Origin of the sequence: Homoserinibacter gongjuensis (genome assembly GCF_030161875.1) — a bacterium.
GTDB classification, from domain to species: Bacteria; Actinomycetota; Actinomycetes; order Actinomycetales; family Microbacteriaceae; genus Homoserinibacter; species Homoserinibacter gongjuensis.
Genome location: NZ_BSVA01000001.1, coordinates 1,459,500 through 1,484,856 on the forward strand (window position 1 = coordinate 1,459,500; position 25,357 = coordinate 1,484,856).

Genomic DNA, 25,357 nt, shown 5'->3' on the forward strand with positions numbered 1-25,357 from the left:
TGCGCTCGGCAGCTCCTCCACGCGCCCATTCTCTCCCGCGTCGACGACCCGAGGGCGGATGCGGGGGTCAACCCCACCCGCGCGGGGGTCTGCCGCATGTCGCGCGGCGACGCCACCGGCGAGGCTCGAGGAGGAACGAGAGGAGACCCCCATGAACACCACCACCCAGAACGAGACCCCTGCCCCGACCCCCGACCAGGACCCCCGCAGCGCCCACCCCGCATCCGGCCGCCGCCGCCGCGCGCTCGTCGGCATCGCCGCGGTCGCCGTCGCGGGCCTCGCTCTCGCGGGCTGCGTGCGCCTGCCGGGCGTCGCATCCGGCCCCCGCGTCGAGACGGAGCACGAGGTGTCGGATGCCGTGCACGCCTTGCGCCTGGAGACCGCCGGCGACGTCACCGTCGAGCTCGGCGACGAGCCGGGCCTGACCGTCCGCGCGCCGAAGTCGGTGAGCGACCGCCTGACCGTCGACGAGGAGGACGGCACGCTCGTGCTCGGAATCCGCGGCCCCGGCTGGACCTCCGGCAAGGTCAGCTACACGCTCACGGTGCGATCCTTCGACGAGCTCGACCTTCAGGGTGCGGGTGATGTCACCGCCGACTTCTCGGATGCCGACGAGGTCGAGATCACCGTCTCCGGCGCCGGAGACGTGCGCGCCACGGGTGTCGACGCGGCGCGCGTCGAGGTCGAGATCAGCGGTGCGGGCGATGTGCGCATCGAGGGCACCGCGGATGAGGGCGAGCTGAAGGTCGGCGGAGCCGGCACCATCCGCGCGTCGAAGCTCGTGCTCACGCGCGCCGAGGCCGAGGTCTCGGGCGCGGGCGACATCCACGTGCACGCGACGGCGACGCTCGACGCCGAGGTCTCGGGCCTGGGCGACATCCACGTCTCGGGCGATCCGCGCATCACGCGCGAGGTCTCGGGTCTCGGCGACATCGTCGAGGGCTGACGCGCCACCGGGCGGCGCAGCGGTCACGCGGCGGGGGCAGTTGCTCCCGCCGCGTGCTGCATCCCCGCCCGCGCGTGCGGCTGCTCCCGCCGACCGGATGACGTCGGCCGCCGGGCTTTATAGACCCGACGGGAAGCGATGTCAAGGAATAAGTAGACACGGCGCGTCGTTTCGACCTATAGTTGTTCTTTGCGCTCCCCTACACCTGTGCCCTCATATTGCGGTCGGCCGATGTGTGCCCGGAGGCGGATCCCGAAAATGGCGGCGGGATCGCCCACCTGTTGCGGAGCGCCTCCTCACTGACCGACACGAACTGAGACCGACGGGTCTCACGGAGGTTATTTTCCCTTGGCTGCTGCGCGCTCCGCATCCACCCAGAACTCCCCGAAGAACGGTCGCGGCGCATCCCGCCTCTCGTTCGCCAAGATCACGGACACCCTGACGGTTCCTGATCTGCTCGCCCTCCAGACCGAGAGCTTCGACTGGCTCGTCGGCAACGACGCCTGGAAGGCCCGCATCGCGGGGACCCCACGGCGTCGACGACGACCGGCCTCGACGAGATCTTCGAGGAGATCTCCCCGATCGAAGACCTCGGCGAGACGATGCAGCTCAGCTTCTCGAACCCCGAGCTCGAGGAGCCCAAGTACTCCATCGAGGAGTGCAAGGAGCGCGGCAAGACCTTCGCCGCTCCGCTGTACGTCAACGCCGAGTTCATGAACCACATGACGGGCGAGATCAAGACCCAGACGGTCTTCATGGGCGACTTCCCGCTCATGACCGAGAAGGGCACCTTCATCATCAACGGCACCGAGCGTGTCGTGGTGTCGCAGCTCGTGCGCAGCCCGGGCGTGTACTTCGAGCGCACGCCGGAGAAGACCTCCGACAAGGATGTCTTCTCGGCTCGCGTGATCCCGAGCCGCGGTGCGTGGCTCGAGTTCGAGATCGACAAGCGCGACCAGGTCGGCGTGCGCATCGACCGCAAGCGCAAGCAGTCGGTCACCGTCTTCCTCAAGGCGCTCGGCATGACGAGCGAGGAGATCCTCGAGGCCTTCGCCGGCTACGAGTCGATCGCCTCGACGCTCGAGAAGGACGCCATCCTCACCAAGGAGGAGGCGCTCAAGGACATCTACCGCAAGCTCCGTCCGGGCGAGCAGGTGGCCGCCGAGGCCGCGCGCGCGCTGCTGGACAACTTCTACTTCAACCCGAAGCGCTACGACCTGGCGAAGGTGGGTCGCTACAAGATCAACCGCAAGCTCGGCCTCGACGCGCCGCTGTCCGACTCGGTGCTCACGATCGACGACATCGTCGCCACGATCAAGTACCTCGTCGCGCTGCACGCCGGTGAGACGACGCTTCCGGGCGTGCGCGACGGCAAGAGCATCGAGCTGCGTCTCGACACCGACGACATCGACCACTTCGGCAACCGCCGCATCCGTGCCGTCGGCGAGCTCATCCAGAACCAGGTGCGCACCGGCCTCAGCCGGATGGAGCGCGTCGTGCGCGAGCGCATGACGACGCAGGACATCGAGGCGATCACGCCCCAGACGCTCATCAACGTGCGTCCGGTCGTCGCCGCGATCAAGGAGTTCTTCGGAACGAGCCAGCTCTCGCAGTTCATGGACCAGAACAACCCGCTCGCCGGTCTCACGCACAAGCGTCGCCTGAGCGCTCTCGGCCCCGGTGGTCTGAGCCGTGAGCGGGCCGGCGTCGAGGTGCGCGACGTGCACCCCAGCCACTACGGCCGCATGTGCCCGATCGAGACCCCGGAAGGCCCGAACATCGGCCTCATCGGCTCGCTCGCGACGTTCGGACGCATCAACGCGTTCGGCTTCATCGAGACGCCGTACCGCAAGGTCGTGAACGGCAAGGTCACCGACCAGATCGACTACCTCACCGCATCCGAGGAGGACGAGTACCTCGTCGCCCAGGCCAACGCGCCGCTGGATGCGAACGGCAAGTTCGTCGAGGACAAGGTGCTCGTGCGCCCCAAGGGCTCCGACGTCGTGCTCGTCGACCCGAGTGACGTGCAGTACATGGACGTCTCGCCGCGCCAGATGGTGTCGGTGGCGACCTCGCTCATCCCCTTCCTCGAGCACGACGACGCGAACCGCGCCCTCATGGGTGCGAACATGCAGCGTCAGGCCGTGCCGCTGCTGCGCTCGGACTCGCCGCTCGTCGGCACCGGCATGGAGGGCTACGCCGCGGTCGACGCGGGCGACGTCATCTCGGCGCAGAAGGCCGGCGTCGTGACCGAGGTCTCGGCGGATGTCGTGACCGTCCAGCTGGACGAGGGCGGCACGCAGGAGTACTTCCTGCGCAAGTTCGACCGCAGCAACCAGGGCACGAGCTACAACCACCGTGTCGTGGTCTCGGCCGGTGATCGCGTCGAGGTCGGCGAGGTCATCGCCGATGGCCCCGCGACCGAGAACGGCGAGCTCGCGCTCGGCAAGAACCTGCTCGTGGCGTTCATGCCGTGGGAGGGTCACAACTTCGAGGACGCGATCATCCTCAGCCAGCGTCTCGTGGCCGACGACGTGCTCAGCTCGATCCACATCGAGGAGTACGAGGTCGACGCGCGCGACACGAAGCTCGGCAAGGAGGAGATCACGCGTGATCTCCCGAACGTGAGCCCCGAGCTGCTGGCCGACCTCGACGAGCGCGGCATCATCCGCATCGGCGCCGAGGTGCGCCCCGGCGACATCCTCGTCGGCAAGGTCACGCCGAAGGGCGAGACCGAGCTGAGCGCCGAGGAGCGCCTGCTGCGCGCGATCTTCAACGAGAAGAGCCGCGAGGTGCGCGACACCTCGCTCAAGGTTCCGCACGGTGAAGAGGGAACCGTCATCGGCGTCAAGGTTTTCGACGCCCAGGACGGCGACGACGAACTCGGCTCGGGCGTCAACCAGCGGGTCGTGGTGTTCATCGCGCAGAAGCGCAAGATCACCGAGGGCGACAAGCTCGCGGGCCGTCACGGCAACAAGGGCGTCATCTCGAAGATCCTGCCGGTGGAGGACATGCCGTTCCTCGCCGACGGAACGCCGGTCGACGTCATCCTGAACCCGCTCGGCATCCCCGGCCGCATGAACTTCGGCCAGGTGCTCGAGACCCACCTCGGGTGGATCGCGAAGCAGGGCTGGAAGGTCGAGGGCAAGCCCGAGTGGGCCGCTCACCTGCCGAAGGGAGCCCTCGAGGCCGCCCCCGGCACCAAGGTCGCGACCCCGGTGTTCGACGGCGCGGCAGAGGAGGAGATCGAGGGTCTGCTCGACTCGACCCTGCCGAACCGCGACGGCGTGCGCATGATCGACTCCTCCGGCAAGACGCGTCTGTTCGACGGCCGGTCCGGCGAGCCGTTCCCGCAGCCGGTCTCGGTCGGGTACATGTACATCCTCAAGCTGCACCACCTCGTGGACGACAAGATCCACGCCCGCAGCACGGGCCCCTACTCGATGATCACCCAGCAGCCGCTCGGTGGTAAGGCGCAGTTCGGCGGCCAGCGCTTCGGTGAGATGGAGGTGTGGGCGCTCGAGGCCTACGGTGCCGCGTACGCGCTGCAGGAGCTGCTCACGATCAAGTCCGACGACATCCTCGGCCGCGTCAAGGTGTACGAGGCGATCGTCAAGGGCGAGAACATCCAGGAGCCCGGCATCCCCGAGAGCTTCAAGGTGCTGATCAAGGAGATGCAGTCGCTCTGCCTGAACGTCGAGGTGCTCGGCGCGGATGGCTCGGCGCTCAGCCTGAAGGACACGGATGACGAGGTCTTCCGTGCCGCGGAGGAGCTCGGCATCAACATCTCCACCCGCTTCGAGTCGTCGTCGATCGACGACATCTGAGCCGGGCCCACAGGATTCACAGCTTTAGAGACATAGAGAAGAAGCGAGAGAGAACTCAGTGATCGACGCAACCACTTTCGATCAGCTCCGCATCGGCCTTGCCACCAGCAAGGACATCCGCGAGTGGTCGTACGGCGAGGTCAAGAAGCCCGAGACCATCAACTACCGCACCCTCAAGCCCGAGAAGGACGGTCTGTTCGGCGAGCAGATCTTCGGACCGAGCCGCGACTGGGAGTGCTCGTGCGGCAAGTACAAGCGCGTGCGCTTCAAGGGCATCGTCTGCGAGCGCTGCGGCGTGGAGGTCACCAAGAGCTCCGTCCGTCGTGAGCGCATGGGCCACATCGAGCTCGCCGCCCCGGTGACGCACATCTGGTACTTCAAGGGTGTGCCGAGCCGCCTCGGCTACCTGCTCGACATGGCGCCGAAGGACCTCGAGAAGGTCATCTACTTCGCCGCGTACATGGTGATCGACGTCGACGAGGAGGGCCGCCACGCCGACCTCCCCGGACTCGAGAACGAGCTGCGCCTCGAGATCAAGAACCTCGAGCAGCAGCGCGACGACCGCATCAACGCGCGTCTCGTGCAGCTCGAGGGCGACCTCGCCGCGCTCGAGGAGGAAGGCGCCAAGGCCGACCAGAAGCGCAAGGTGAAGGACGCCGGCGAGAAGGAGATGGCTCAGGTCCGCAAGTCGTTCGACGAGCAGATCCGCCAGCTCGAGGAGGTGTGGGACCAGTTCCGCAACCTCAAGGTCGGCGACCTCAAGCCCGAGGACTCGGTCTTCCACGAGCTGCAGGACCGCTTCGGTCTGTACTTCGAGGCCCACATGGGTGCCGAGGCGATCAAGCGTCGCCTCGAGTCGTTCGATCTCGAGGCCGAGGCCGAGCTGCTCCACGAGCAGATCTCGGGCGGCAAGGGTCAGAAGAAGATCCGCGCCATCAAGCGCCTCAAGGTCGTCAACTCCTTCCTGCAGACGGGCAACTCGCCCGCAGCGATGGTGCTCGAGGTCGTGCCGGTGATCCCGCCGGAGCTGCGCCCCATGGTGCAGCTCGACGGCGGCCGCTTCGCGACCTCCGACCTCAACGACCTCTACCGTCGTGTGATCAACCGCAACAACCGTCTGCGTCGTCTGCTCGACCTCGGGGCCCCCGAGATCATCGTGAACAACGAGAAGCGGATGCTGCAGGAGGCCGTCGACGCGCTGTTCGACAACGGTCGTCGTGGTCGTCCCGTCACGGGCACCGGCAACCGCGCGCTCAAGTCGCTCTCCGACATGCTCAAGGGCAAGCAGGGCCGGTTCCGCCAGAACCTGCTCGGCAAGCGCGTGGACTACTCGGGTCGTTCGGTCATCATCGTGGGCCCGCAGCTCAAGCTGCACCAGTGCGGTCTTCCGAAGCAGATGGCGCTCGAGCTGTTCAAGCCGTTCGTCATCAAGCGCCTCATCGACCTGAGCCACGCGCAGAACATCAAGGCCGCCAAGCGCATGGTGGAGCGTTCGCGTCCGCAGGTGTGGGATGTGCTCGAGGAGATCATCCGCGAGCGCCCCGTGCTGCTGAACCGTGCGCCCACGCTGCACCGTCTCGGCATCCAGGCGTTCGAGCCGCAGCTCGTGGAGGGCAAGGCGATCCAGCTGCACCCGCTCGTATGTGCCGCGTTCAACGCCGACTTCGACGGTGACCAGATGGCCGTGCACCTTCCCCTCTCGGTGGAGGCGCAGGCCGAGGCACGCATCCTCATGCTCGCCTCGAACAACATCCTGAAGCCGTCGGACGGCCGCCCGGTGACCCTGCCCAGCCAGGACATGATCATCGGTCTGCACCACCTGACGACCCTCACCGAGGGCGCCGTCGGCGAGGGCCGCGCGTTCTCGTCGATCGCCGAGGCGATCCTGGCGAAGGACGAGGGCACCCTCGACCTCAACGCCAAGGTGCGCATCCGTCTCGAGGGCGTGTACCTCGAGGATGCCCCGGAGGGCTTCGTGCAGGGCTCGAGCAAGCTCGTCGAGACCACGCTCGGCCGCGCGCTGTTCAACCAGGCGCTTCCGGCCGACTACTGGTACGTCGAGGCGCTCGCCGACAAGGGCAAGATCTCGGCGATCGTCAACGATCTCGCCGAGCGCTACCCCAAGGTGGAGGTCGCGGCCGCGCTCGACCGCATCAAGGACGCGGGCTTCCACTGGGCCACGCGTTCGGGTGTGACCGTCGCGCTCTCGGACATCGTCACGCCGAAGGACAAGCCGGCGATCGTGGCGAAGCACGAGAAGCAGGCCGCCAAGATCCAGTCCGAGTACGACAAGGGTCTCATCGACGACGCGACGCGCCGCAAGGAGCTCATCGACATCTGGACCGACGCGACCAACGAGATCGCCCGGTCCATGCAGGCGAGCTACCCGAAGGACAACAACATCTACCGGATGGTGTCGTCGGGCGCCCGTGGTAACTGGCTGCAGATCCGAAACATCTCGGGTATCCGTGGCCTGGTCGCCAACCCGAAGGGTGAGACGATCGCTCGTCCGATCATCTCCTCGTACCGCGAGGGTCTGAGTGTGGCGGAGTACTTCATCGCCACGCACGGTGCCCGTAAGGGTCTCGCCGACACCGCTCTGCGTACCGCGGACTCGGGCTACCTCACGCGTCGTCTCGTCGACGTCTCGCAGGATGTCATCATCCGTGAGGACGACTGCGGCACGACGAAGGGTCTCGAGATCCGGATCGCGGCGAAGGTCGGCGACGAGCTGGTGCGCGACGAGAACGTCGAGAACTCGGTGTTCGCGCGCGCCCTCGCCGAGGACGCGGTCGACGCCAAGGGCACCGTGGTGGCCGCGGCCGGCACCGACGTGGGCGACGTGCTGATCAACACGCTCATCAAGGCCGGCATCGAGACCGTCAAGGTGCGCTCGGTGCTCACCTGTGAGTCGGCGGTCGGCGTCTGCGCCGCCTGCTACGGCCGTTCGCTCGCGACCGGAAAGCTCGTCGACATCGGTGAGGCGGTCGGCATCATCGCCGCCCAGTCGATCGGTGAGCCCGGAACGCAGCTCACGATGCGTACCTTCCACCAGGGTGGTACCGCCGGTGCGGACGACATCACGCAGGGTCTGCCGCGTGTCACCGAGCTCTTCGAGGCTCGCACTCCGAAGGGCGCGAGCCCGATCGCGGAGGCCGCGGGCCGCATCGAGATCAAGGACACCGACAAGCGCCGCGAGATCATCCTCACGCCCGACAACGGCGAGGAGCCGCAGATCTACCCCGTGCTCAAGCGCGCCACCCTCCTCGTGGAGGACGGCCAGCACGTGGAGCTGGGTCAGCAGTTCGTGGTCGGCAACCTCGACCCGAAGGAGGTGCTGCGCGTGCAGGGCGTCCGCGCCGTGCAGCAGCACCTGGTCGACGGCGTGCAGGGCGTCTACCGCAGCCAGGGTGTGCCGATCCACGACAAGCACATCGAGGTCATCGTGCGGCAGATGCTGCGCAAGGTGACCGTCGTGGAGCACGGCGACACGGATCTGCTGCCGGGTGAGCTCGTGGACCGTTCGCGGTACACCGAGATCAACCGCGCGACGATCCTCGAGGGCAAGAAGCCCGCGTCGGCGCGTCAGGAGGTCATGGGAATCACCAAGGCCTCGCTCGCGACCGAGTCGTGGCTGTCGGCGGCCTCCTTCCAGGAGACCACCCGCGTGCTCACGCAGGCCGCCATGGAGGGTCGCTCCGACCCGCTCATGGGCCTCAAGGAGAACGTCATCATCGGTCAGCTCATCCCCGCCGGAACCGGACTCTCGAAGTACCGGAACGTGTCGGTGGATGCGACCGAGGAGGCGAAGGCGGAGCGGTATCCCAACCGCATCTTCGCCGACGACTCGGCGTTCTCGGAGGCCGACCTGAGCTTCGTCGACTTCGACAGCTTCAGCTCGGACGACTTCCAGCCCGGCACCTACAGCTGAGTCGAAACCCGGTGGGTTGAGCAGCCGCACAGCGGCGTGTCGAAACCACAGCGAAGGCCCCCGTGTCAACGGGGCCTTCGTCGTTCCCGCCGCGCGGTCGGCTCGCTAGGCTGGGAAGCCCCACGCGAAGGAGCACGCCATGGCCCAGCCCACTGAGCCCACCGACTCGTCCGAGCCCGTGGAGGCCGAGACCGTCGAGCCCACGGCTCCCGTCTCCGCCGCCGAGCACGTGGGCGTCGACCCGGTCGTGCCCGAGGTGGATGACGACGGGGTCGTCGACGACGTCGAGCGTCCCGTGACGGTCGAGCCGGTCGTCGCGGAACCGGTCGCGGAGCCGGTCGTCGCGGAGCCGGTCGTCGCGCAGCCCGCCGAGCCGTTCGTGGCCGAGCCGATCGTGACCGCGCCCGCCCCTGCGGCCGCGCCCGTCGCATCCGCTGCATCCGTCGCCGACGCGCGCGAGGTCGTCTACGTGCAGGCGCCCACGCCGCCCGCACCGCGGCACAACCGTGGCTTCGGTGTGCTGATCTCGCTGCTCGGCACTGTCGCCTTCGCGCTGTTGTACATGGGTGCCGCCGCGATCGTCTTCGCGGTGACGCCCGGCACGCGCCTCGAGTCGACCTTCAGCGGCTTCCTCGCGAGCGACGCCTTCTGGGTGCCGGTGGCGGCATATGCGGTCTTCTCGATCGTGTTCGCCCTCATCGTGAACCGGGCCGCATGGTGGGCGCATGTCGTCGGCAGTCTGTTCGTCGCCGTGCTCACCTACGCCGTGTCGCTCGGCGTGATCGCGCTGCTGCACAACGTGGTCGCCATGACACCGGATGAGGCGGCGGTGTTCTTCCGCTCGCTCGCCGGCAATGCGCTCATGCTCGCGGTGCTCGTGATCGCGCGCGAGGCCGCCCTGTGGTTCGGGCTCGCGATCTCGGCGCGCGGCCGGCGGGTGAAGGCACGCAACGCCGCCGACCGTGCCGCCTTCGAGCAGAGCGTCGCGGATCGCCGGGCCGAGTATGAGCGAGCCCACCCTCCGTCTGAGCGACCGCGGCATCCGGAACGCGTCGCCGGGCTCTTCGTCGCCGTCGTCTGGGGCGCGCTCGCCTTCGCCGTATTCGGCGCGCTCGCCGTGCTGCTCGATCGCGACCCCGTCGAGCAGCAGGTCAGCCCGTTCTTCGGACTCGCCGCGATCCTGCTCGCGCTCGTGGTGGTCTATCTCGGCATCGTCTTCACCGTGCCCGCCCGCACGCCCTGGCTCGGTGCGGTCGCGACGGCTGCCGGGGTGTACCTCGTGGTCGTCGGCGCGGCGTTCGTGGTCGACACGGGGCTCACGCTCGAGCAGGCCGTGAGCCCGTTCGTGCTCGCGGCGGCGCTGCTGGCCCTCGCGCCCCCGATCGCCTGCTGGGTGTGGTTCCAGCGAGCGGATGCGGCGCGCCGGCCGCGCTGACCGCATCCGTCCGCCGGCCCGCATGGGCACCCCTCCACCATTGGGGGATACGACCCGCCCGCGCACAGCGGTTACCCTCGATGCGGGAAGGCTCCTCACCATCGTCGCCGTCGAGCGGCGCGGGAGCCACGCATTCGGAGCGGCAGGGCTGGGCCATGTCGCCGGGGGAAGGAAGAGGTCGCGACCGTGGCCCGACGCACGACCGCGCCGCCGCCCGTGCTGCCCGGCTACAGCTACATCCGGCCGCTCGGCTCCGGCGGCTTCGCGGATGTCTTCCTCTACGAGCAGGACATGCCGCGCCGCGTCGTGGCCGTCAAGGTGCTGCTCGACGACGCGATCAACCCCGAGGTGCAGCGCACCTTCAACGCCGAGGCCGACATCCTCGCGCGGCTGAGCGCCCATCCCTCGATCGTCACGATCTACCAGGCGAGCATCTCGGCCGACGGGCGCCCGTACTTCGTCATGGAGTACTGCCCCGACAACATGAGCGCGCGCTACAAGAAGGCGCCGCTGCCGGTCGGCGAGGTGTTGGATGCCGGGGTGCGTATCGCGGCGGCGCTCGAGACCGCGCACCGCAGCGGCGTGCTGCACCGCGACATCAAGCCGTCGAACGTGCTCGTCTCGAGCCTCGGCACCCCCGTGCTCGCCGACTTCGGCATCGCGGCGGCCCTGGCGCGCGCCGACGAGGACCCCGAGGTGTTCGCGATGTCGATCCCGTGGAGCTCTCCCGAGGTGCTGCAGGAGAAGGTCTCGGGCTCGGTCGCGAGCGAGATCTGGAGCCTCGGCGCGACTCTCTACACGCTGCTGGCCTCGCGCAGCCCGTTCGAACCGGCCACCGGCGAACGGATTCCGCGCGACCAGCTGCAGAGCCGCATCATCCGGGGCAAGCTCGTGCCGACGGGTCGCGACGACGTCTCGGAGCGGGTCGAGGCGGCGCTCGCCCTCGCGATGGCGCCCGAGCCGGGGAACCGCTACGACTCGATGTACGCGTTCGCCGAGGAGCTGCGCTGGGCGCAGTACGACCTCGGCCTGCCGCCGACGGCGCTCGAGGTGGCCGCCCCCGAGTGGGCCGGGGCCGCGGCGGCCGTCGACTTCTCGACCTCCGCGCCGCGCGGACCGGTGATCTCGACCGTGCGGCAGGACTCCCGCCGCGCCGCCCGCGCCGAGACCCTCGCCTCGGCCCAGCGCCGTCGCGATGAGCTCGCCGCCGTGACACCGAAGAAGAGGCTCTCGCCGCTCGCGGCCGCCGTGATCGGCGCGGGCGCCGGAATCGTCGTGGTCGGAGGCGGCGTGGTCGCGATCCTCGCGGCCGCGGGGGTGCTGTAGTGGCGGGTCGCACCGAGCCGCGCCGGCGACCGTGGGGGCCTGTCGGCAAGGTCGTGGCGGGCGCGACGGTCGCCGCCACGGTCATCACGCTCGCGATCGTGGCTCAGGGCTATGACGCGCAGGAGATTCCGCGGCTCGAGACCTCGGTGTGGGTGACGCGAGCCGACGGGCAGTACGGCCGCGTCAACACCGACCTCGCCGAACTCGATACCGTGCGCGCCGTGGCCGATCCGAGCGGCGTCGTGCAGGCCGGCGACTCGGGTGTGGTGTTCACGCAGGGCTTCGGGCAGGCCTGGGCGATCGATCCGGCCGCGCCGGTCGACCTGGGGGCGGGCGATGACGAGCAGGGGCGGGGCCGGCGGGCGCGGCGACCCCGGCCGGAACGCGGGAGATCGCGACAGCGGGAGACCGCATCCTGTATCTCACGAGCACGGGCGAGCTGTACCTCGGCGGCTTCTCGGTCGACGGTGTGCTCGAGAGCCCCGCGCAGCTGAACCCCTTCGCCGGCGCGGAGGTCGAGCAGGGCGAGGAGCCGCCGCGCTACGTCGCCACGGCTGCGGCGCTGGATGACACCGGACGGGTCGTCGTGTACTCCGCGCTCGAACATGGCGTGCGCAGCTACGACGCCGCATCCGGCCGCTTCTCGGGGAGCTCGTCGCGGTTCCCGACCCGCCCGACGACGACGCCCAGCTCGAGCTCGTGCTCGCCGGCGGACGCTGGGCCCTCTCCGACGCGAGCGAGGGGCTGCTCTGGATCGAGGGGCTCCCCGCGCCCGTGCAGACCGGCCGCGGCGCCGACGCGCGGCTGCAGGCGGGTGCGTCGGCCGACCCCCGCGTGCTGCTGGCCGACTCCGATGCACTCGTCGCGGTCGCCACCGGCGACGGCTCGGTGACCACGCTCGCCGAGGGTGCGGGCAACCCTGCCGCGCCCATCGTCGTGGGAGGTGTCGCCTACGCCGCCTGGCTCTCGACGGCCGGGGGACGCTCTGGTCGAGCGAGGCGGATGCGCCCATCGCCCTCGCCCTCGACGGTGACGAGCTCGACGACGCGCGCACGATCGAGCCGATCTTCCGCAGCAACGGCGACCGGGCCGTGCTCGTGGAGAACTCCACCGGCATGATCTGGACGGTGCCCGACGGCCGCCTCGTGCCCGTCGAGGAGTGGACCCCGCTCGACGACAGCACGCAGCAGGAGGGAACCGTCGACGTCGACGACGTCATCGAGCAGGAGCCGCCGATCGCGGAACCGGATGCCTTCGGCGTGCGTCGCGGCGCTCTCGTGAGCCTGCCCGTGCTGCTCAACGACCACGATCCCAACAAGAAGGACGTGCTCACGATCGACCCGGCGTCGCTCACAGCGCTGAGCGACGCGAGTTTCGGACAACTGGGGCTCGTCGCCGACGATCAGGCGGTCGTGGTGCGGGTGAGCGCCGCGTCGGGATCGGCGACCTTCAGCTACGCGGTGACCGACGGAGCAGCCGTCTCGGCGACGGCCACGGTGACGCTCACCGTCGTGCCCGAGGGGCAGAACACGGCCCCCGTCTGGTGCGGCGTCGAGGGCTGTCTGCAGGAATGGCCGACGCCCCAGGTGGCGCCCGGCGGGTTCGTCTCGGTGCCCGTGCTCGCCGGCTGGGTCGACCCGGAGGGCGACTCCGTCTCCTCGCCGCGGCGCGCGCCGACGACCCGAACGCCCCCGTCACGGTCGTTCCCACCGCCGACGGACGCGTCGTGGTGCGACACCAGGATCCGAACGCGGCCGACGCCGTCATCCCGATCACGGTCACCGTGAGCGACGCCTCCGGGGCCACCGCGACGCTGCCGCTCGAATTGCGGGTGACACCCTCGCCCGCCCTCCGCGCCTCGCCGGCGGCGCTCGCGGCGGGCGCAGGGGAGAAGCGTCAGCTCGCGATCGCCGATTCGGTGGTCGGCGGCTCGGGGTCGTACCGACTCGCGGATGCGGTGGCCGTGACGGGTGCGGCCGACGGGTTCACCGTGGCTCCGAGCTCGGCCACGGGCACGATCGAACTCACGGCCGATCGCCCGGGGCGCTACCTCGCGAGCTACACCGTGCAGGACACCGTGACCCTCGCGCGGCAGACCGCCGTCATCCGCTTCACGGTCTCGGAGGGGGACCGGGCGCTCGCCCTGCCGCCGCTCACGGCCTTCGTGCGCCCAGGGGAGGACGCGACCGTCGACGTGCTCGCCGCCGCGCAGAACACCACCGGGCGCGTGCTCATGGTGTCGCAGGTGACGAGCTCGGGGCCGGGCCTCAGCGCGAGTGTCATCGGCCAGTCGTACGTGCGGGTGAGCGGCAGCACCGACGACGGACTGCCCGGCCGGGTGGGTGTCGTCGAGGTGCAGGTCGCCGACGGCACGGGCGCGACGGCGACGACGCAGCTCACGGTGTTCCTGCTCGCCCCCAGTCACGGCGTCGGGCCGATCGCGGTTCCGGATGCCATCTCGGCGCGCGCGGGGGCGCAGGTCGACATCCCCGTGCTCGCGAACGATGTGAGCCCGCGCGGCGAACGCGCCCAGCTGCATCCGGAGGTCGAGGGCTCGGGAACCGAGGGCGAGCTCGCCTTCGCCTCGGGAGACCTCGTGCGCTATCTGGCTCCTGAGACGCCCGGCGTCTACACGGTGCGCTACTCGAGCTACCTCGAGAACGACCCGGGCCGGCTCGACTCCGCCGCCGTCACGATCACGGTGCTGGGACCGGGCTCGAACCGCGCGCCGCAGCCGCCCATCCTGACCGCACGCGTTCTCGCGGGGCAATCGGTCGCGGTTCCCGTTCCCGCCACCGGGCTCGATCCCGACGGCGATGCGGTCGTGCTCGCCGACGTCGACCAGCCGCGCGCCGGTGCGGGCGTCGCCTCGATCGACGCGGCGGGATCGACGATCCTCTACCGTGCTCCCGCGGGCGGGGTGCCCGGTGGCCAGGTCTCGTTCGCCTATTCCGTGCGGGATGCGGGGGCGAGCAGGCATCGGGCATCGTGCGCGTCGGGGTGCTCTCCGGCGAACTGAGCGACGTGGCGCCCGTGACCTACAGCGACTACGTGGCGGCGCAGCTCGGTTCGACCTCGCCCGTCACCGTGAGCCCGCTGCGCAACGACCGCGACCCCAAGCAGGGCGAGCTCACGATTATCGACATCGTGCCGAACGCGCCCGCGGGCTCCGCCGACTACGAACGCCTCGCCGCCCTGCTCGACGACGCCGCGAGCTCGTTCGCCGACGGCACGATCGTGCTGCGCCCGGGCGATGTCGAGGGCACCCACTCCTACGTGTACACGGTGCAGTCGTCGGCGACCTTCAGCACGGCCGAGGGCCTCATCGTGGTCGGGGTGAGCGACACCCCCGCCCCCGACCACCCCGTCGTGAGCGACACGGTCGTGACGGCGCAGACGCGGCACGAGCTCGCATCCGGCATCGATGTCGTCACGGGCAAGGTGCAGTGGCCGACGGGCGACCTCGACACCCTGCAGCTCAGTCTGTGGGGCGACACCCCGGGCTTCACCGTCGACGGCCGGCGGATCTCGGGCGAGGCACCCGCGGCGGGGATCATCGTGCCCTTCACGCTCACGGGAACGGATGCGGCGGGTGCCGCCGTCACGAGCTACGGGTTCCTGCGGGTTCCCGCCTTCGACGACATGCGCGTGCAGCTGCGTTCGGGCATCGACCCCGTGGAGGTCGGCGAGGAGAAGACCGTCGAGGTCGCCGTCGGCGAACTGCTCGACCTCGACGCCGCCGACCGCGTCGAGGTGCGTGCCGACGATGCGCTCGCGGTGCAGCGCGCGAACGCGTCGTGCGCGACCACCGGGGGCGGCCATGTGAGCTACACGGCGGGCCGCGAGGCGCCGTGGAGCGACACCTGCAGCGTCTCGGTGCGCCTCGCCGGGCAGAAGCGCTGGAGCGTCGTGGCGGTGCCGTTCGCGATCCTGCCGAAGGACCCGCAGGCGATCCTCAACCCGATCAGCCGCACCGTGCCGCCCGGCGAGACGCAGACGATCGACCTGCTCGGCGAGACCGTCGGCTGGGAGGGCGGCCGCGTCGGCGACGTCAGCGTGCTCGACTTCGCCTCCGCCTACGGCGGCGGCTCGTTCCTCGTGACGCTCGCGGGTGATTCCCTCACGGTCGAGGCGCGGGCGGATGCGCGTCCCGGCACGCGTGAGACGGTGCGCCTCTCGGTGAGCTCCTACGGCGGCCTCACGAGCACGATCACCCTCGTCGTGGGCATCGCGGCACCGGATGCGCCCCGCGGCGCCACCTTCGGCTTCACGTGCGACGTGTCGAAGGGCGCGACGTGCCTCATCCCGGCGGTCGGGCGCGTGGGGGAGTACGACCCGTTCGCGGGCAAGCCGGGCTCGGGCCTGACGATCGTCTCGGTCGGCACCGCGGGCTCGGTCGTGTGCCCCGTGACGACCGTGACGCTCGCGGGCCCCACCCAGCTCGCGGCGAGCTGGCCCGCCGGGCAGAAGCCCGTCGGCGGCGAGTGCGTCGTCGTGTTCACCGTGCAGGATGCGCAGGGTCGCACGGGCCAGGGGCAGCTGACCCTCGACGTGCTCGGCTACCCGCAGACGCCCGCGAGCATCACGACGCAGAGCTACACGGCGTCGTCGGTGCGGGTGCTCGTGACGCTCGGCAACGCCGCCCAGGCCCACCCCGCCGTGACGGGCGTGACGATCCTCGAGAACGGGGCGCCGATCGCCGCCGATTGCACGCGCGGTGCCGTCGGCTTCGGATGCGTCATCGCGGGCCTCGTGAACGGCGAGAAGCACAGCTACACGGCCCGCGCCGTGAACAGCGTCGGCGAATCGCTCGACACCACCGCCGTGACGAGCTGGGCGTATCAGCCGCCGGTGGCCTCCGGGCTCACCGCGACACCCGTCTTCGACGCGGCGACCACCTCGGATGTCAAGGGCGCCGTCGAGGTCTCGGTCGACTCCGCCGCCGACACGGCCGGTTTCCGCGTGCTCAACACGGGGCAGTACGTGGCCCGCTCGGGCGCCACGACCGTGTTCGACATCCAGCTCGACGTCGGTCCCCGCACCGTGCAGCTCGTTCCGGTGAGCCGGTTCCAGCCGCCGACGACGGGCGGGTCCGACGGCGACCAGCTCTCGGTGGGCGTACAGGTCGCGGGACGCCCGCGCTACGACGCCCCGGGTGCTGCCACGGCATCCGCGGAGCAGGCGACGCTCACGGGGGCGGCCTTCAACGCCAACTTCAGCACCAAGCCCGCCTCGCAGGTCTGGGGCGCCTGGCTGAGCGGCACTCCGACGTGCAGCATGACGCCCGCAGGCGAGGCGACGCTCACGGGTGCGGGGGTCGTCACCTCGACCTCGAACGTCATCGACGGGCTCACGCAGTACAAGCAGTACAAGGTCGCGGTGTGCGGCGCGGCGGGCTTCGGCGCGGCGCTCTCGAGCCCGCAGGAGGTCATCACCTGGGGGGCGACGGGTGCGCCGGGCGGCACGCTCACGTACACGATCGCGACGACGCCGACGCATCCGCAGGCCAACGTCGACTTCTTCGGCATCGCGAGCGCACCGTCGCCGACGGTCGGCCCCGCATTCACGCCGAGCTACTTCGCCAACGGCTTCGGCTGGACGAGCGACTTCCAGCTCGACGAGAACCTCACGCCCGGCGCCATGGTCAGGGGGTGCCTGGCCTTCAACTCCACGTACTGCACCGAGACGGCGCCCCTCACCGCGACGACCGCTCCGAACATCGTGCGCGTCACGTTCCCGGTGGCCGAATGCGTCGCGTTGGACGCGCTGCCCGCGGCCAACGTCAGCAACGGCGTCGGCACGGTGACCCCCGACACCGTCTCGGTGCCCGGATCGGTCGTCTACCGGGTCGTCTGGGGTGCCGGGTACGACATGCTCAGCACGTCCGAACGGGTGTACCCCGTCTGCACCCCCGAGCCCGACCCGGGTGGTGGCGACCCGCCGCCCGACCCGCCGCCCGGCGGCTGAACGCCGACCCGGCCACCGCATCCGACTTCATCCGCCCCTCGAGAGGACAACCCCATGACGATCTCGCCCGAACAGACGGCGTGGTTCACCGAGACCTTCGGCCTGCTCGCCGACAACGTGGAGCAGGCGATCCTGGGCAAGCGCCACGTGATCGAGCTCGTGCTCGCCACGGCGCTCACGGGCGGCCACGTGCTGCTCGAAGACGTGCCGGGCACGGGCAAGACCGCGCTTGCGCGCACCCTCGCCCAGACGGTCAAGGGCAGCTCGTCGCGCATCCAGTTCACGCCCGACCTGCTGCCGGGGGACGTCACGGGCATCACGATCTACGACCAGAAGCGCGGCGAGTTCGAGTTCCACGCGGGGCCGATCTTCGCCAACATCGTGCTCGCCGACGAGATCAACCGCGCGAGCCCCAAGACCCAGTCGGCGCTGCTCGAGGTCATGGAGGAGGGCAACGTGACCGTCGACGGCGTGACGCGCCCGGTCGGCAGCCCGTTCCTCGTGATCGCCACCCAGAACCCCGTCGAGCAGGCCGGCACCTACCGCCTGCCCGAGGCGCAGCTCGACCGCTTCATGATCAAGACCTCGATCGGCTACCCCGACGACGGCGCGACGCTGCGCATCCTGCAGGGGGTGACCGAGCCCGCGCGGCAGGTGGCGAGCATCGTCACCCCCGACACGCTCGTGACGATGCAGCAGCTCGCGCGCACCGTGCACGTGAACCCGCTCGTGTCGGACTACATCCTGCGGCTCGTGGACGCCACCCGCCGGGCCTCGGAGGTGCGGCTCGGGGTGTCGGTGCGCGGCGCCATCGCGATCGCCCGGCTCGTCATGACGTGGGCCGCGGCGCACGGGCGCAGCTACGTGACGCCCGACGACGTGCGCGACCTCGCGGTGCCAGCGCTCTCGCACCGCATCATCCTGCATCCCGAGGCCGAGTTCGACGGCGTCACGGCGGCGGATGTCGTGGGCCAGGTGCTGCTCGACGTCGTGCCTCCGGCTGAGAACGGGGCCGCGTGAGCTAGGTGAACGACAGCACCGAGGTCCGGTACGGCCGCACGGCGACCGTCACCGGCACCCGCACCCGCGGATCGACGGTCACCCGGTACGCCACCGAGCGCACCGGGTTCGCCGCGAGCGTGGAGGAGGACGACGCGCCGCGACGCGCGTCGGCACGGTGCTGCGCGCGGGCGGTCGCTGGCTCGCCGAGACGGTGAGCCCGGCCGGGTGGCTGCTGCTGGGGGCCGCGGTCCTGGGCCTGACCGCCGCCCTCCTCTGGGGTTGGGCGGAGGCGTGGGTCGCCGCCGCCATCGCGACCGCTCTGCTCGTGGTCTGCGTGCCGTTCCTGCTCGGACGCCACGACTACGCCATCCGGCTCACCCTCGACCGCGACCGGGTGATCGCGGGCTCCGAGGTCACGGGCGAGCTCGACGTGACCAACCGCGGCGGCCGGGCCGCCCTGCCGGTGCTGCTCGACATCCCGGTGGGCGAAGGCCTCGTCGAGGCCCACATCCCCCTGCTGCGCGCGGATGCGGAGCACCGTGAGCACATCACGATCGCCGCGACTCGGCGCGGGGTGATCCCGGTGGGACCCATGACGATCTCGCGCGGTGATCCGCTCGGCATCCTGCGGCGCGAGCAGGCGTGGCCCGAGGTGCAGACCATCTACGTGCATCCCGTGACGACGCCCATCCCCTCGACGAGCGCGGGGCTCATGCGGGATCTGGAGGGCGCGGCCACCTCGAAGATCGTCGACTCCGACCTCGCGTTCCACGCCATCCGCGACTACCTGCCGGGCGATTCGCGGCGGCACGTGCACTGGAAGTCCACGGCCAAGACCGGCCAGCTGATGGTGCGCCAGTACGAGGAGACGCGCCGCTCGCGCATCGCCGTCGTGCTCGACCTCGATGCCGCGCGCTACACGAGCGACGACGAGTTCGAGCTCGCCGTAAGTGCTGCCGCATCCCTCGCCCTGCAGGCGGTGCGTGATGGGCGCGAGGTGCTGATCACCACGAGCGCCGAGATCCCCGAGCACTCGCTCGGCATCGTGCACTCGATCCGCGAGCTGCCCACCCTCACCCCGCGCGCGATGCTCGACGGCATGAGCGAGCTCGACGCGAGCGTGCTCGTGATGCCGCTCGAGCAGGTGGCCCGGATGACGGCGCAGTCCTCGCCGCACGTCTCGATGGTGTTCGCCGTGACCGGCAGCCTGCAGCCCGTCGAGCGCCTGCGTGCGACCGCCGTGGCCTTCCCGAGCGACGTGGCGGTGATCGCGGTGCGCTGCGAGCCGGGTGCCGAGCCGACCCTGCGTTCCGCGCGTGAGCTGCGCGTCATCACGATCGGGATGCTGCACGACCTCGGGCAGCTCATGGCGCGCGGGGCGGCGTCGTGAGCGGCCAGCTCGGCGGCGGCACCGGCATGGCCGCAGCCACGGGCATCGGTGCGGCCCGGCGGTCGACGGTGCAGCTGTGGTGGGGGTCGGCGCCGTCGTGCTCTCGGCGGCGCTCGCGGCGCTCGCGGCCTGGCCGGTCTACGAGAACGGGCGCGTCGCGCTCGTCATGGGCGTCGGCGTGCTGCTGGGGGCCGGGTCCGTGCTGCTCGGGTGGTTCCTGCGGCTGCGCTGGGGCTGGACGGCGGGCATCGCGGCGCTCGGCTACCTGCTCGCCGTCGTGCCCGTCGCGATCCCCTCCGCACTCGGCGACACGGGCCGGATCGTGCGCGGCGTCATCGACGGGGTGCTCGGGATCGCGATCGGCTGGAAGCAACTGCTCACGGTCGACCTGCCGGCATCGGACTATCAGGCGGTGTTCGTGCCCCTGCTCGTCGTGATCGGAGGCGGAACGCTCGCGGCGACCGCGCTCATCGTGCACGGCGGACGCTGGGCACCGCTCGCGGTCGTGCCGCTGCTCGCGATGCCGCTGTTCGGCGCGGCGTTCGGTTCGCGCGAGACGGGCGCGGATGTCGTGCTCGGCCCGGTGCGCATCCCCGCCCCGCTGCACGTGCTGCTCGGCGTCGCCGCGCTCGCCGTCTGCGTCGTCTGGCTCGTGGGCCGCGCGCGCATCACCCGCATCCGGGCGTTGCGCGCCGTGCGCGATCAGGCCGCGACGGTGCGGCAGGGCGGCGAGTCGCTCGCGGGGTGCTGCGGCGCCAGGTGCTCGCCGCGGGTCTCGTGATCGTGGCGCTCGCGGCAGGCGCCCTGGCCGCGCCGCTCGCGAGCGGCTTCGGACCGCGTGAGGTGCTGCGGCAAGGGGTCGACCCGCTGCTCGTGCTCGCGCGCCAGCCGAGCCCGCTCGCGGCCTACCGTGGATGGTTCGCGGGCGACGCCTATGGCGCCGAGCTGTTCCGCGTCTCGGGAGCCGGGGAACTCGACCGGCTGCGCATCGCGACGCTCGATGACTATGACGGCGAGACCTTCCGCGTCTCCACGGGCCAGGAGGGCACGGATGCCGCGCGCTTCACGCGCGTGCCCCGCACCGCAGGCGAGGAGGCGAGCGCGACCATCACGATCGGCGCCGGCTACTCGGGGGTGTGGGTGCCGCTCGCGGAGGCGGGCGATGTCGCCCCCGTCTTCACGGGCCCGAACGCCGAAGCGCTCGCCGACGGCTACTACGCGGACGCCGCCCTCGACGCCGCGGTCGTCGTCACCGACGCCGTCGGCGGCGGGCTGCAGGAGGGCGACAGCTACCGCATCCCGGCGACGCGGTCGAACTCGACCTCCGGCTTCGCCGCGACCGTCGGGGGCGACCCGAAGCTCGACGAGGATGCCCACCCCGCGCTCGCCGCCTGGGTCGAGCAGCAGGATGTCGGACGCAGCGGTGCCGATCTGATCGAGCTCGTGGAGCGGCTGCGCGCGCGGGGCTACCTGAGCCACGCGCTTCGTGCCGGCGACGCGGCGTCCGACTGGATCGCGGCGCTCCAGGCGCGCGCCGACTACGAGTTCACCGCGAGCCGGGCGGGGCACTCGACCTCGCGCATCGAGGAGCTCTTCACCTCGCTCGTCGAGCAGCAGCGTCGGGCCGGCGACGACGCGCCCGAGCCCCTGCTCATCGCCGGCATCGGCGACGACGAGCAGTTCGCCACCGCCGCGGCCCTGCTCGCGCGCTCCCTCGGCTTCGAGTCGCGCGTCGTCGTGGGGGTGCGCCTCGGCGACACCGGGTCCGACACGGGCGTCGAGCCGTGCGCGGAGGTGTGCACGGGTGCCAACGTGACCGCGTGGGCGGAGGCGCGGGCGGCATCCGGCGGCTGGGTCGTGTTGGATGCGACGCCCCAGTTCGCCGAGGCCCCGTCGACCGTGAGCCCGAGCGAGGAGCCGCCGCAGAACCCCACGGTGCCGCGTGAACCCGCCGCCGGGGTGCTCGACCCGCCCGCCGCTGCGAGCGACGACCGCTCCTCGTCGGAGACCGCCGAGACCGCCGAGGCGAACTGGCTCGACGCCGTGCTGCCCATCGTGGTGACGGTCGCGGTGTCGGTGCTCGCGCTCGCCCTGCTCGCGCTTCCGTTGCTGGTCTTCCCGATCGCCAAGGCCGCTCGCCGGCGCTGGCGCCGCTCGGCGAGTTCCGAGGTCGCCGTCGTCGGGGCCTGGCACGAGCTGCTCGACCACTACATCGACTACCGGCAACCGGTGCCCCGCGGACTCACGCGCACCGAGACCGCCGACGCGGTGCGGCATCCGAGCGCGCTCGCGCTCGCCGAACTCGTCGATCGGGCGGTGTTCGGCGAGCACGCTCCCGCCGCATCCGACGGGGATGCGAGCTGGCGCCTCGTCGACGAGGAACGCCGCCGCCTCGCGCGAGAGGGCGGGTTCTGGGTGCGGCTGCGCGCCGTGCTGACCCCGGCATCCGTGCTCGGACGGATGCCCGCCGCGCGTTCCACGGCCGGCGCCCCCGGCCGCCGCCCACCCCTGACTCGACAGCGACCCCTGATCCGACAGCAACAGAAGGACCACCGATGACCCCACTGAGCGATGCCGGCCCCGCGATCGCGGCGGTGATCGGCCTGCTGATCTGGCTGCTCGTCGCGGTCGGGCTGTACCTCTGGTACGCGTTCGCGCTCGCGAAGCTCTTCCCGAAGCTCGGCGCGGAGAGCTGGAAGGGCTGGGTGCCCGTGCTGAACGACATGGAGATCCTGGTGCGCGGGGGAGTGCCGGGATGGTCGATCGTGTTCGCCTTCATCCCCTTCGTGAGCTTCTACTACCTGTACCTGCGGATCGTCGCGGCCCACCGCATCGGCGTGCGCTTCGGCCGGGGCGCTGGCACCACCGTGTTCGCCGTTGTGCTGCCGCCGCTGTGGGCCACGCTGCTCGCATCCGCGCAGCCCGTGACGGGCGAGCCGCTCGAGCATCGGGTGGCGGGGTACGCGGGGATGCCGGCGGAGCCGGTGTCAGCGCCCGCCGCGCCGCCCGTCGTGGCCGCGCCGCCTGTGCCTCCCGTGGTCGCTGCGCCTCCGGCTCCGCCTGCGCCTCGGGTGCCACCTGCGCCGCCTGCACCGCCTGCACCGCCGGTGGTCGCGGCGCCGCCCGCCCCGCCGGCGCCCCCCGTGCCGCCCGTCGTCGCCACGCTGCCCGCGCTGCCCACCCCGCCGGCGCTGCCCACCGCCCCGGTCGCGTCCGCGGCACCCGCGCCCGTCGCCCCGCCGATCGGCGAGCCGCCCGCTCTCATCGAGCCGCAGGCTCCCGCGCCGTCCGCGGTTCCCGTCGTGCGGCCCGCGCCCCCGGCGCCCGCCGCGCCCGCGGCACCCGCCGCATCCGCACCGCCCGCGCCTGCGCCGGTCGTGCGGCCCGCCCCCGAGGTGCCGATCACCACTCCGGTGGAGCAGGCGCCATCCGCGGCTCCGGCGCCGGTGACGGTGCGCCCCGTTCCCCGAGTCCCGCTGTCGGTGCGCCCTCCGCGGCACCGACGGCATCCCCGCCGAGAGCGCGGATGACGACGAGTTCGGCGAGACGATCGTCGTCGACCGGCGGCCCCGCATCCGGGCGCTGCTGCAGGTGGAGGGCGGTCCGGCGATCCCGCTCACGGCCGACCGGGTCGTGCTGGGCCGAAAGCCCGCCGGCGGCGCGCCGGGCACGCAGGACGTCGCGGTGCCCGACACGACGCGTACGCTCTCGAAGGTGCACGCACGCGTCGAGCGCGGCGAGGAGGGCTGGATCATCACCGATCTGGAATCGACGAACGGCGTCGTCGTGGTGGCATCCGACGGCACCGAGACGCTGCTCGACCGCGGGGCGAGCTCGCCCGTGACGGGGCGTTTCATCCTGGGCAAGGTCGCGATGTCGATCGTCGAGGAGGGCGCGTCGGCATGACGACGATCCCCTCGGTGCGGTGACGCTCAACGTCGCCGCGGTGACCGACCGCGGACTTCGACGCGAGGCGAACGAGGACTCCTTCTTCGCCGAGGGTCCGGCGTTCATCGTCGCCGACGGGATGGGAGGATACGAGTCGGGCGACCGCGCGAGCGCGGCGGTCGTGGATGCCTTCCGCGAGCGTTTCGGGGTCTCGTGCTCGGCGAGTTCGCCGGGGTGAGCGACGCCTTGCTGGATGCCGATGACCGGGTCGCCGAGGTCGCCGCGGCCACCACGCGTGGTGCCGGCAGTACCGCGACGGGCGTCGTGCTCGTGTCGCACGAGGGCGTGCCGTTCTGGCTCGTGTTCAACGTCGGTGACTCCCGCGTGTACCGGCAGGCGGGTGGCACGCTCGAGCAGCTCACGACCGACCATTCGCTGGGGCGCGAACTCGTCTCGCGCGGCCAGTTGCGCGAGGACGAGCTCGCGACGTTCGCGAACCGCAACGTCATCACGCGCGCGATCGGGGCCGTCGACAGCCTGGCCGACAGCTGGCTCGTGCCGGTCGTCGACGGCGACCGGCTGTTGCTGTGCTCGGACGGGCTGTACGGCGAGCTCGACGACGAGGCGATCCGGGCGATCCTTACGATGAACGGACAGCCGGAGGTGGCCGCACGCGTGCTCGTGGAGCGCGCGAACGCGAACGGCGGGCGTGACAACATCACGGTCGTGGTGATCGACGTGCTGGCCGGCGGCGGCGTGATGCCGGGCGACGACACCACGGGCGGCGCGGCCGCTCTGCTCGAAGACACGCTGCCGGTGAGGTGAGACCCATGGAGCACGCGGATTCGGAGCTCGACGACACGATCGTCGTGGAGCGCACCGAAGACGCCGACCTCGATCGCACGATCGTGCGCCCGCGTCGCCGTGCCCGCGCCGCCGCGGAGCCGCTGACCGCTGAGGCCGACGCCGACGCTGACGCCGACGCGGTCGACGAGACGATCGTCGTCGACCGCTCGGACTCGGGAGACGAGCAGACCATCGTCGTCGATCGTCGGCCCCGGCTGCTCGGCATCGAGGATGATGACGACGACGACACCGACCGCAGCGCGACACGTCCGCCCCTCGAGGCGGAGGACGACACCGATCGCACGGTGGCGAGGCCGCGCGACGACGACGCCGACGACGACGAGACCATCACGGTCGACCGAGCCGCGCCATCCGTGAAGCTGCCTCCCGTGCCGAGCCTGCGCCCGGCGCGCGTGCAGCGGCGTCGGGGCATCGCTCCGCCGCCCGTGCCGGTCGGGTTCGCGCCCGCCGCCCGAGCGGCGGTCGGGCCGGGGGCGGTCGACCACTACCGTCGCCGCGAACTCGCGGTGCCGCCCGCGGTGCGCGCGGCTCCGGACGGCGGGATCGAGTCGACGCGCGTGATCGACCCGGACCTGCCGTCGGTCGCCCGGCGCGCCCGGCGTACCGCCGTCGTCGCGCTCGCGGCGTTCGTGGGGGCCTGCATCGTCTCGGTGACCGGCCTCACCCTCATCCTGCTCTGGGTGTTCTGACGCCCCCATTGCGCCTATCCCCCGGATGCGGGGGTCGTTTCCGGCATCCCCAGCGGTTAGCCTGACGATCTCAGGGATGTGGGGTCTCT

Annotated in this window: 19 protein-coding genes and 1 pseudogene; all 20 read left to right on the forward strand. The window is 71.2% G+C overall.

Annotated features, from left to right (window positions below):
• The first annotated feature begins 151 nt into the window (after nucleotides 1-151).
• The 20 genes and pseudogenes from QQK29_RS07895 (at nucleotide 152) to QQK29_RS07990 (ending at nucleotide 25,268) form a co-directional block, all read left to right on the forward strand.
• Entirely contained in the window at nucleotides 152-946 is a 795-nt protein-coding gene (locus QQK29_RS07895; RefSeq protein WP_284299269.1) for a head GIN domain-containing protein, read from the forward strand.
• Nucleotides 947-1,294: 348 nt separating this feature from the next.
• A pseudogene (rpoB, locus tag QQK29_RS07900) lies at nucleotides 1,295-4,773 on the forward strand (DNA-directed RNA polymerase subunit beta).
• Nucleotides 4,774-4,831: 58 nt separating this feature from the next.
• Entirely contained in the window at nucleotides 4,832-8,704 is a 3,873-nt protein-coding gene (locus QQK29_RS07905; RefSeq protein WP_284299270.1) for a DNA-directed RNA polymerase subunit beta', read from the forward strand.
• Nucleotides 8,705-8,843: 139 nt separating this feature from the next.
• Nucleotides 8,844-10,139, forward strand: a complete 1,296-nt coding sequence (locus tag QQK29_RS07910) for a hypothetical protein (RefSeq protein ID WP_284299271.1) — start codon at nucleotides 8,844-8,846, stop codon at nucleotides 10,137-10,139.
• A gap of 186 nt (nucleotides 10,140-10,325) precedes the next feature.
• A complete protein-coding gene (locus tag QQK29_RS07915) occupies nucleotides 10,326-11,465 on the forward strand; it encodes a serine/threonine-protein kinase (RefSeq protein ID WP_284299272.1) in 1,140 nt (379 codons plus the stop codon).
• A complete protein-coding gene (locus QQK29_RS07920) occupies nucleotides 11,465-11,959 on the forward strand; it encodes a hypothetical protein (protein WP_284299273.1) in 495 nt (164 codons plus the stop codon). Before QQK29_RS07915 ends, QQK29_RS07920 begins: the two co-directional genes overlap by 1 nt.
• A 205-nt stretch (nucleotides 11,960-12,164) precedes the next feature.
• Nucleotides 12,165-12,584 (forward strand): hypothetical protein, encoded by a 420-nt coding sequence (locus tag QQK29_RS07925; protein ID WP_284299274.1) that lies wholly within the window; start codon nucleotides 12,165-12,167, stop codon nucleotides 12,582-12,584.
• On the forward strand, nucleotides 12,557-13,252 hold the full coding sequence (locus QQK29_RS07930; RefSeq protein ID WP_284299276.1) for an Ig-like domain-containing protein: 696 nt from the start codon (nucleotides 12,557-12,559) through the stop codon (nucleotides 13,250-13,252). Before QQK29_RS07925 ends, QQK29_RS07930 begins: the two co-directional genes overlap by 28 nt.
• Nucleotides 13,192-14,484 carry an Ig-like domain-containing protein gene (locus tag QQK29_RS07935; protein ID WP_284299278.1) on the forward strand — a complete coding sequence of 431 codons (1,293 nt, stop codon included), beginning with the start codon at nucleotides 13,192-13,194 and terminating at the stop codon, nucleotides 14,482-14,484. The genes QQK29_RS07930 and QQK29_RS07935 overlap by 61 nt, the downstream gene beginning before the upstream one ends.
• Complete coding sequence (locus QQK29_RS07940; RefSeq protein WP_284299280.1) at nucleotides 14,466-17,432, forward strand: hypothetical protein; 2,967 nt, start codon at nucleotides 14,466-14,468, stop codon at nucleotides 17,430-17,432. The genes QQK29_RS07935 and QQK29_RS07940 overlap by 19 nt, the downstream gene beginning before the upstream one ends.
• 54 nt (nucleotides 17,433-17,486) lie before the next feature.
• Complete coding sequence (locus QQK29_RS07945) at nucleotides 17,487-18,452, forward strand: AAA family ATPase (protein ID WP_284299283.1); 966 nt, start codon at nucleotides 17,487-17,489, stop codon at nucleotides 18,450-18,452.
• 5 nt (nucleotides 18,453-18,457) lie between these two features.
• Nucleotides 18,458-18,649 (forward strand): hypothetical protein, encoded by a 192-nt coding sequence (locus QQK29_RS07950; protein WP_284299285.1) that lies wholly within the window; start codon nucleotides 18,458-18,460, stop codon nucleotides 18,647-18,649.
• Nucleotides 18,610-19,824, forward strand: coding sequence for a DUF58 domain-containing protein (locus QQK29_RS07955; RefSeq protein ID WP_284299287.1), 1,215 nt, complete (start codon nucleotides 18,610-18,612; stop codon nucleotides 19,822-19,824). Before QQK29_RS07950 ends, QQK29_RS07955 begins: the two co-directional genes overlap by 40 nt.
• Nucleotides 19,825-19,900: 76 nt before the next feature.
• Nucleotides 19,901-20,605 (forward strand): hypothetical protein, encoded by a 705-nt coding sequence (locus tag QQK29_RS07960; RefSeq protein ID WP_284299289.1) that lies wholly within the window; start codon nucleotides 19,901-19,903, stop codon nucleotides 20,603-20,605.
• Nucleotides 20,569-22,383 carry a transglutaminase family protein gene (locus QQK29_RS07965; RefSeq protein ID WP_284299291.1) on the forward strand — a complete coding sequence of 605 codons (1,815 nt, stop codon included), beginning with the start codon at nucleotides 20,569-20,571 and terminating at the stop codon, nucleotides 22,381-22,383. The genes QQK29_RS07960 and QQK29_RS07965 overlap by 37 nt, the downstream gene beginning before the upstream one ends.
• Complete coding sequence (locus QQK29_RS07970; RefSeq protein ID WP_284299293.1) at nucleotides 22,380-23,354, forward strand: DUF5684 domain-containing protein; 975 nt, start codon at nucleotides 22,380-22,382, stop codon at nucleotides 23,352-23,354. The genes QQK29_RS07965 and QQK29_RS07970 overlap by 4 nt, the downstream gene beginning before the upstream one ends.
• Before the next feature lie 61 nt (nucleotides 23,355-23,415).
• A complete protein-coding gene (locus QQK29_RS07975; protein WP_284299296.1) occupies nucleotides 23,416-23,730 on the forward strand; it encodes an FHA domain-containing protein in 315 nt (104 codons plus the stop codon).
• 19 nt (nucleotides 23,731-23,749) lie between these two features.
• Nucleotides 23,750-23,950, forward strand: coding sequence for a PP2C family protein-serine/threonine phosphatase (locus tag QQK29_RS07980; protein ID WP_284299298.1), 201 nt, complete (start codon nucleotides 23,750-23,752; stop codon nucleotides 23,948-23,950).
• Entirely contained in the window at nucleotides 23,926-24,537 is a 612-nt protein-coding gene (locus tag QQK29_RS07985) for a PP2C family protein-serine/threonine phosphatase (protein ID WP_284299300.1), read from the forward strand. Before QQK29_RS07980 ends, QQK29_RS07985 begins: the two co-directional genes overlap by 25 nt.
• A gap of 5 nt (nucleotides 24,538-24,542) precedes the next feature.
• On the forward strand, nucleotides 24,543-25,268 hold the full coding sequence (locus tag QQK29_RS07990; RefSeq protein WP_284299302.1) for a hypothetical protein: 726 nt from the start codon (nucleotides 24,543-24,545) through the stop codon (nucleotides 25,266-25,268).
• Nucleotides 25,269-25,357: the final 89 nt, after the last annotated feature.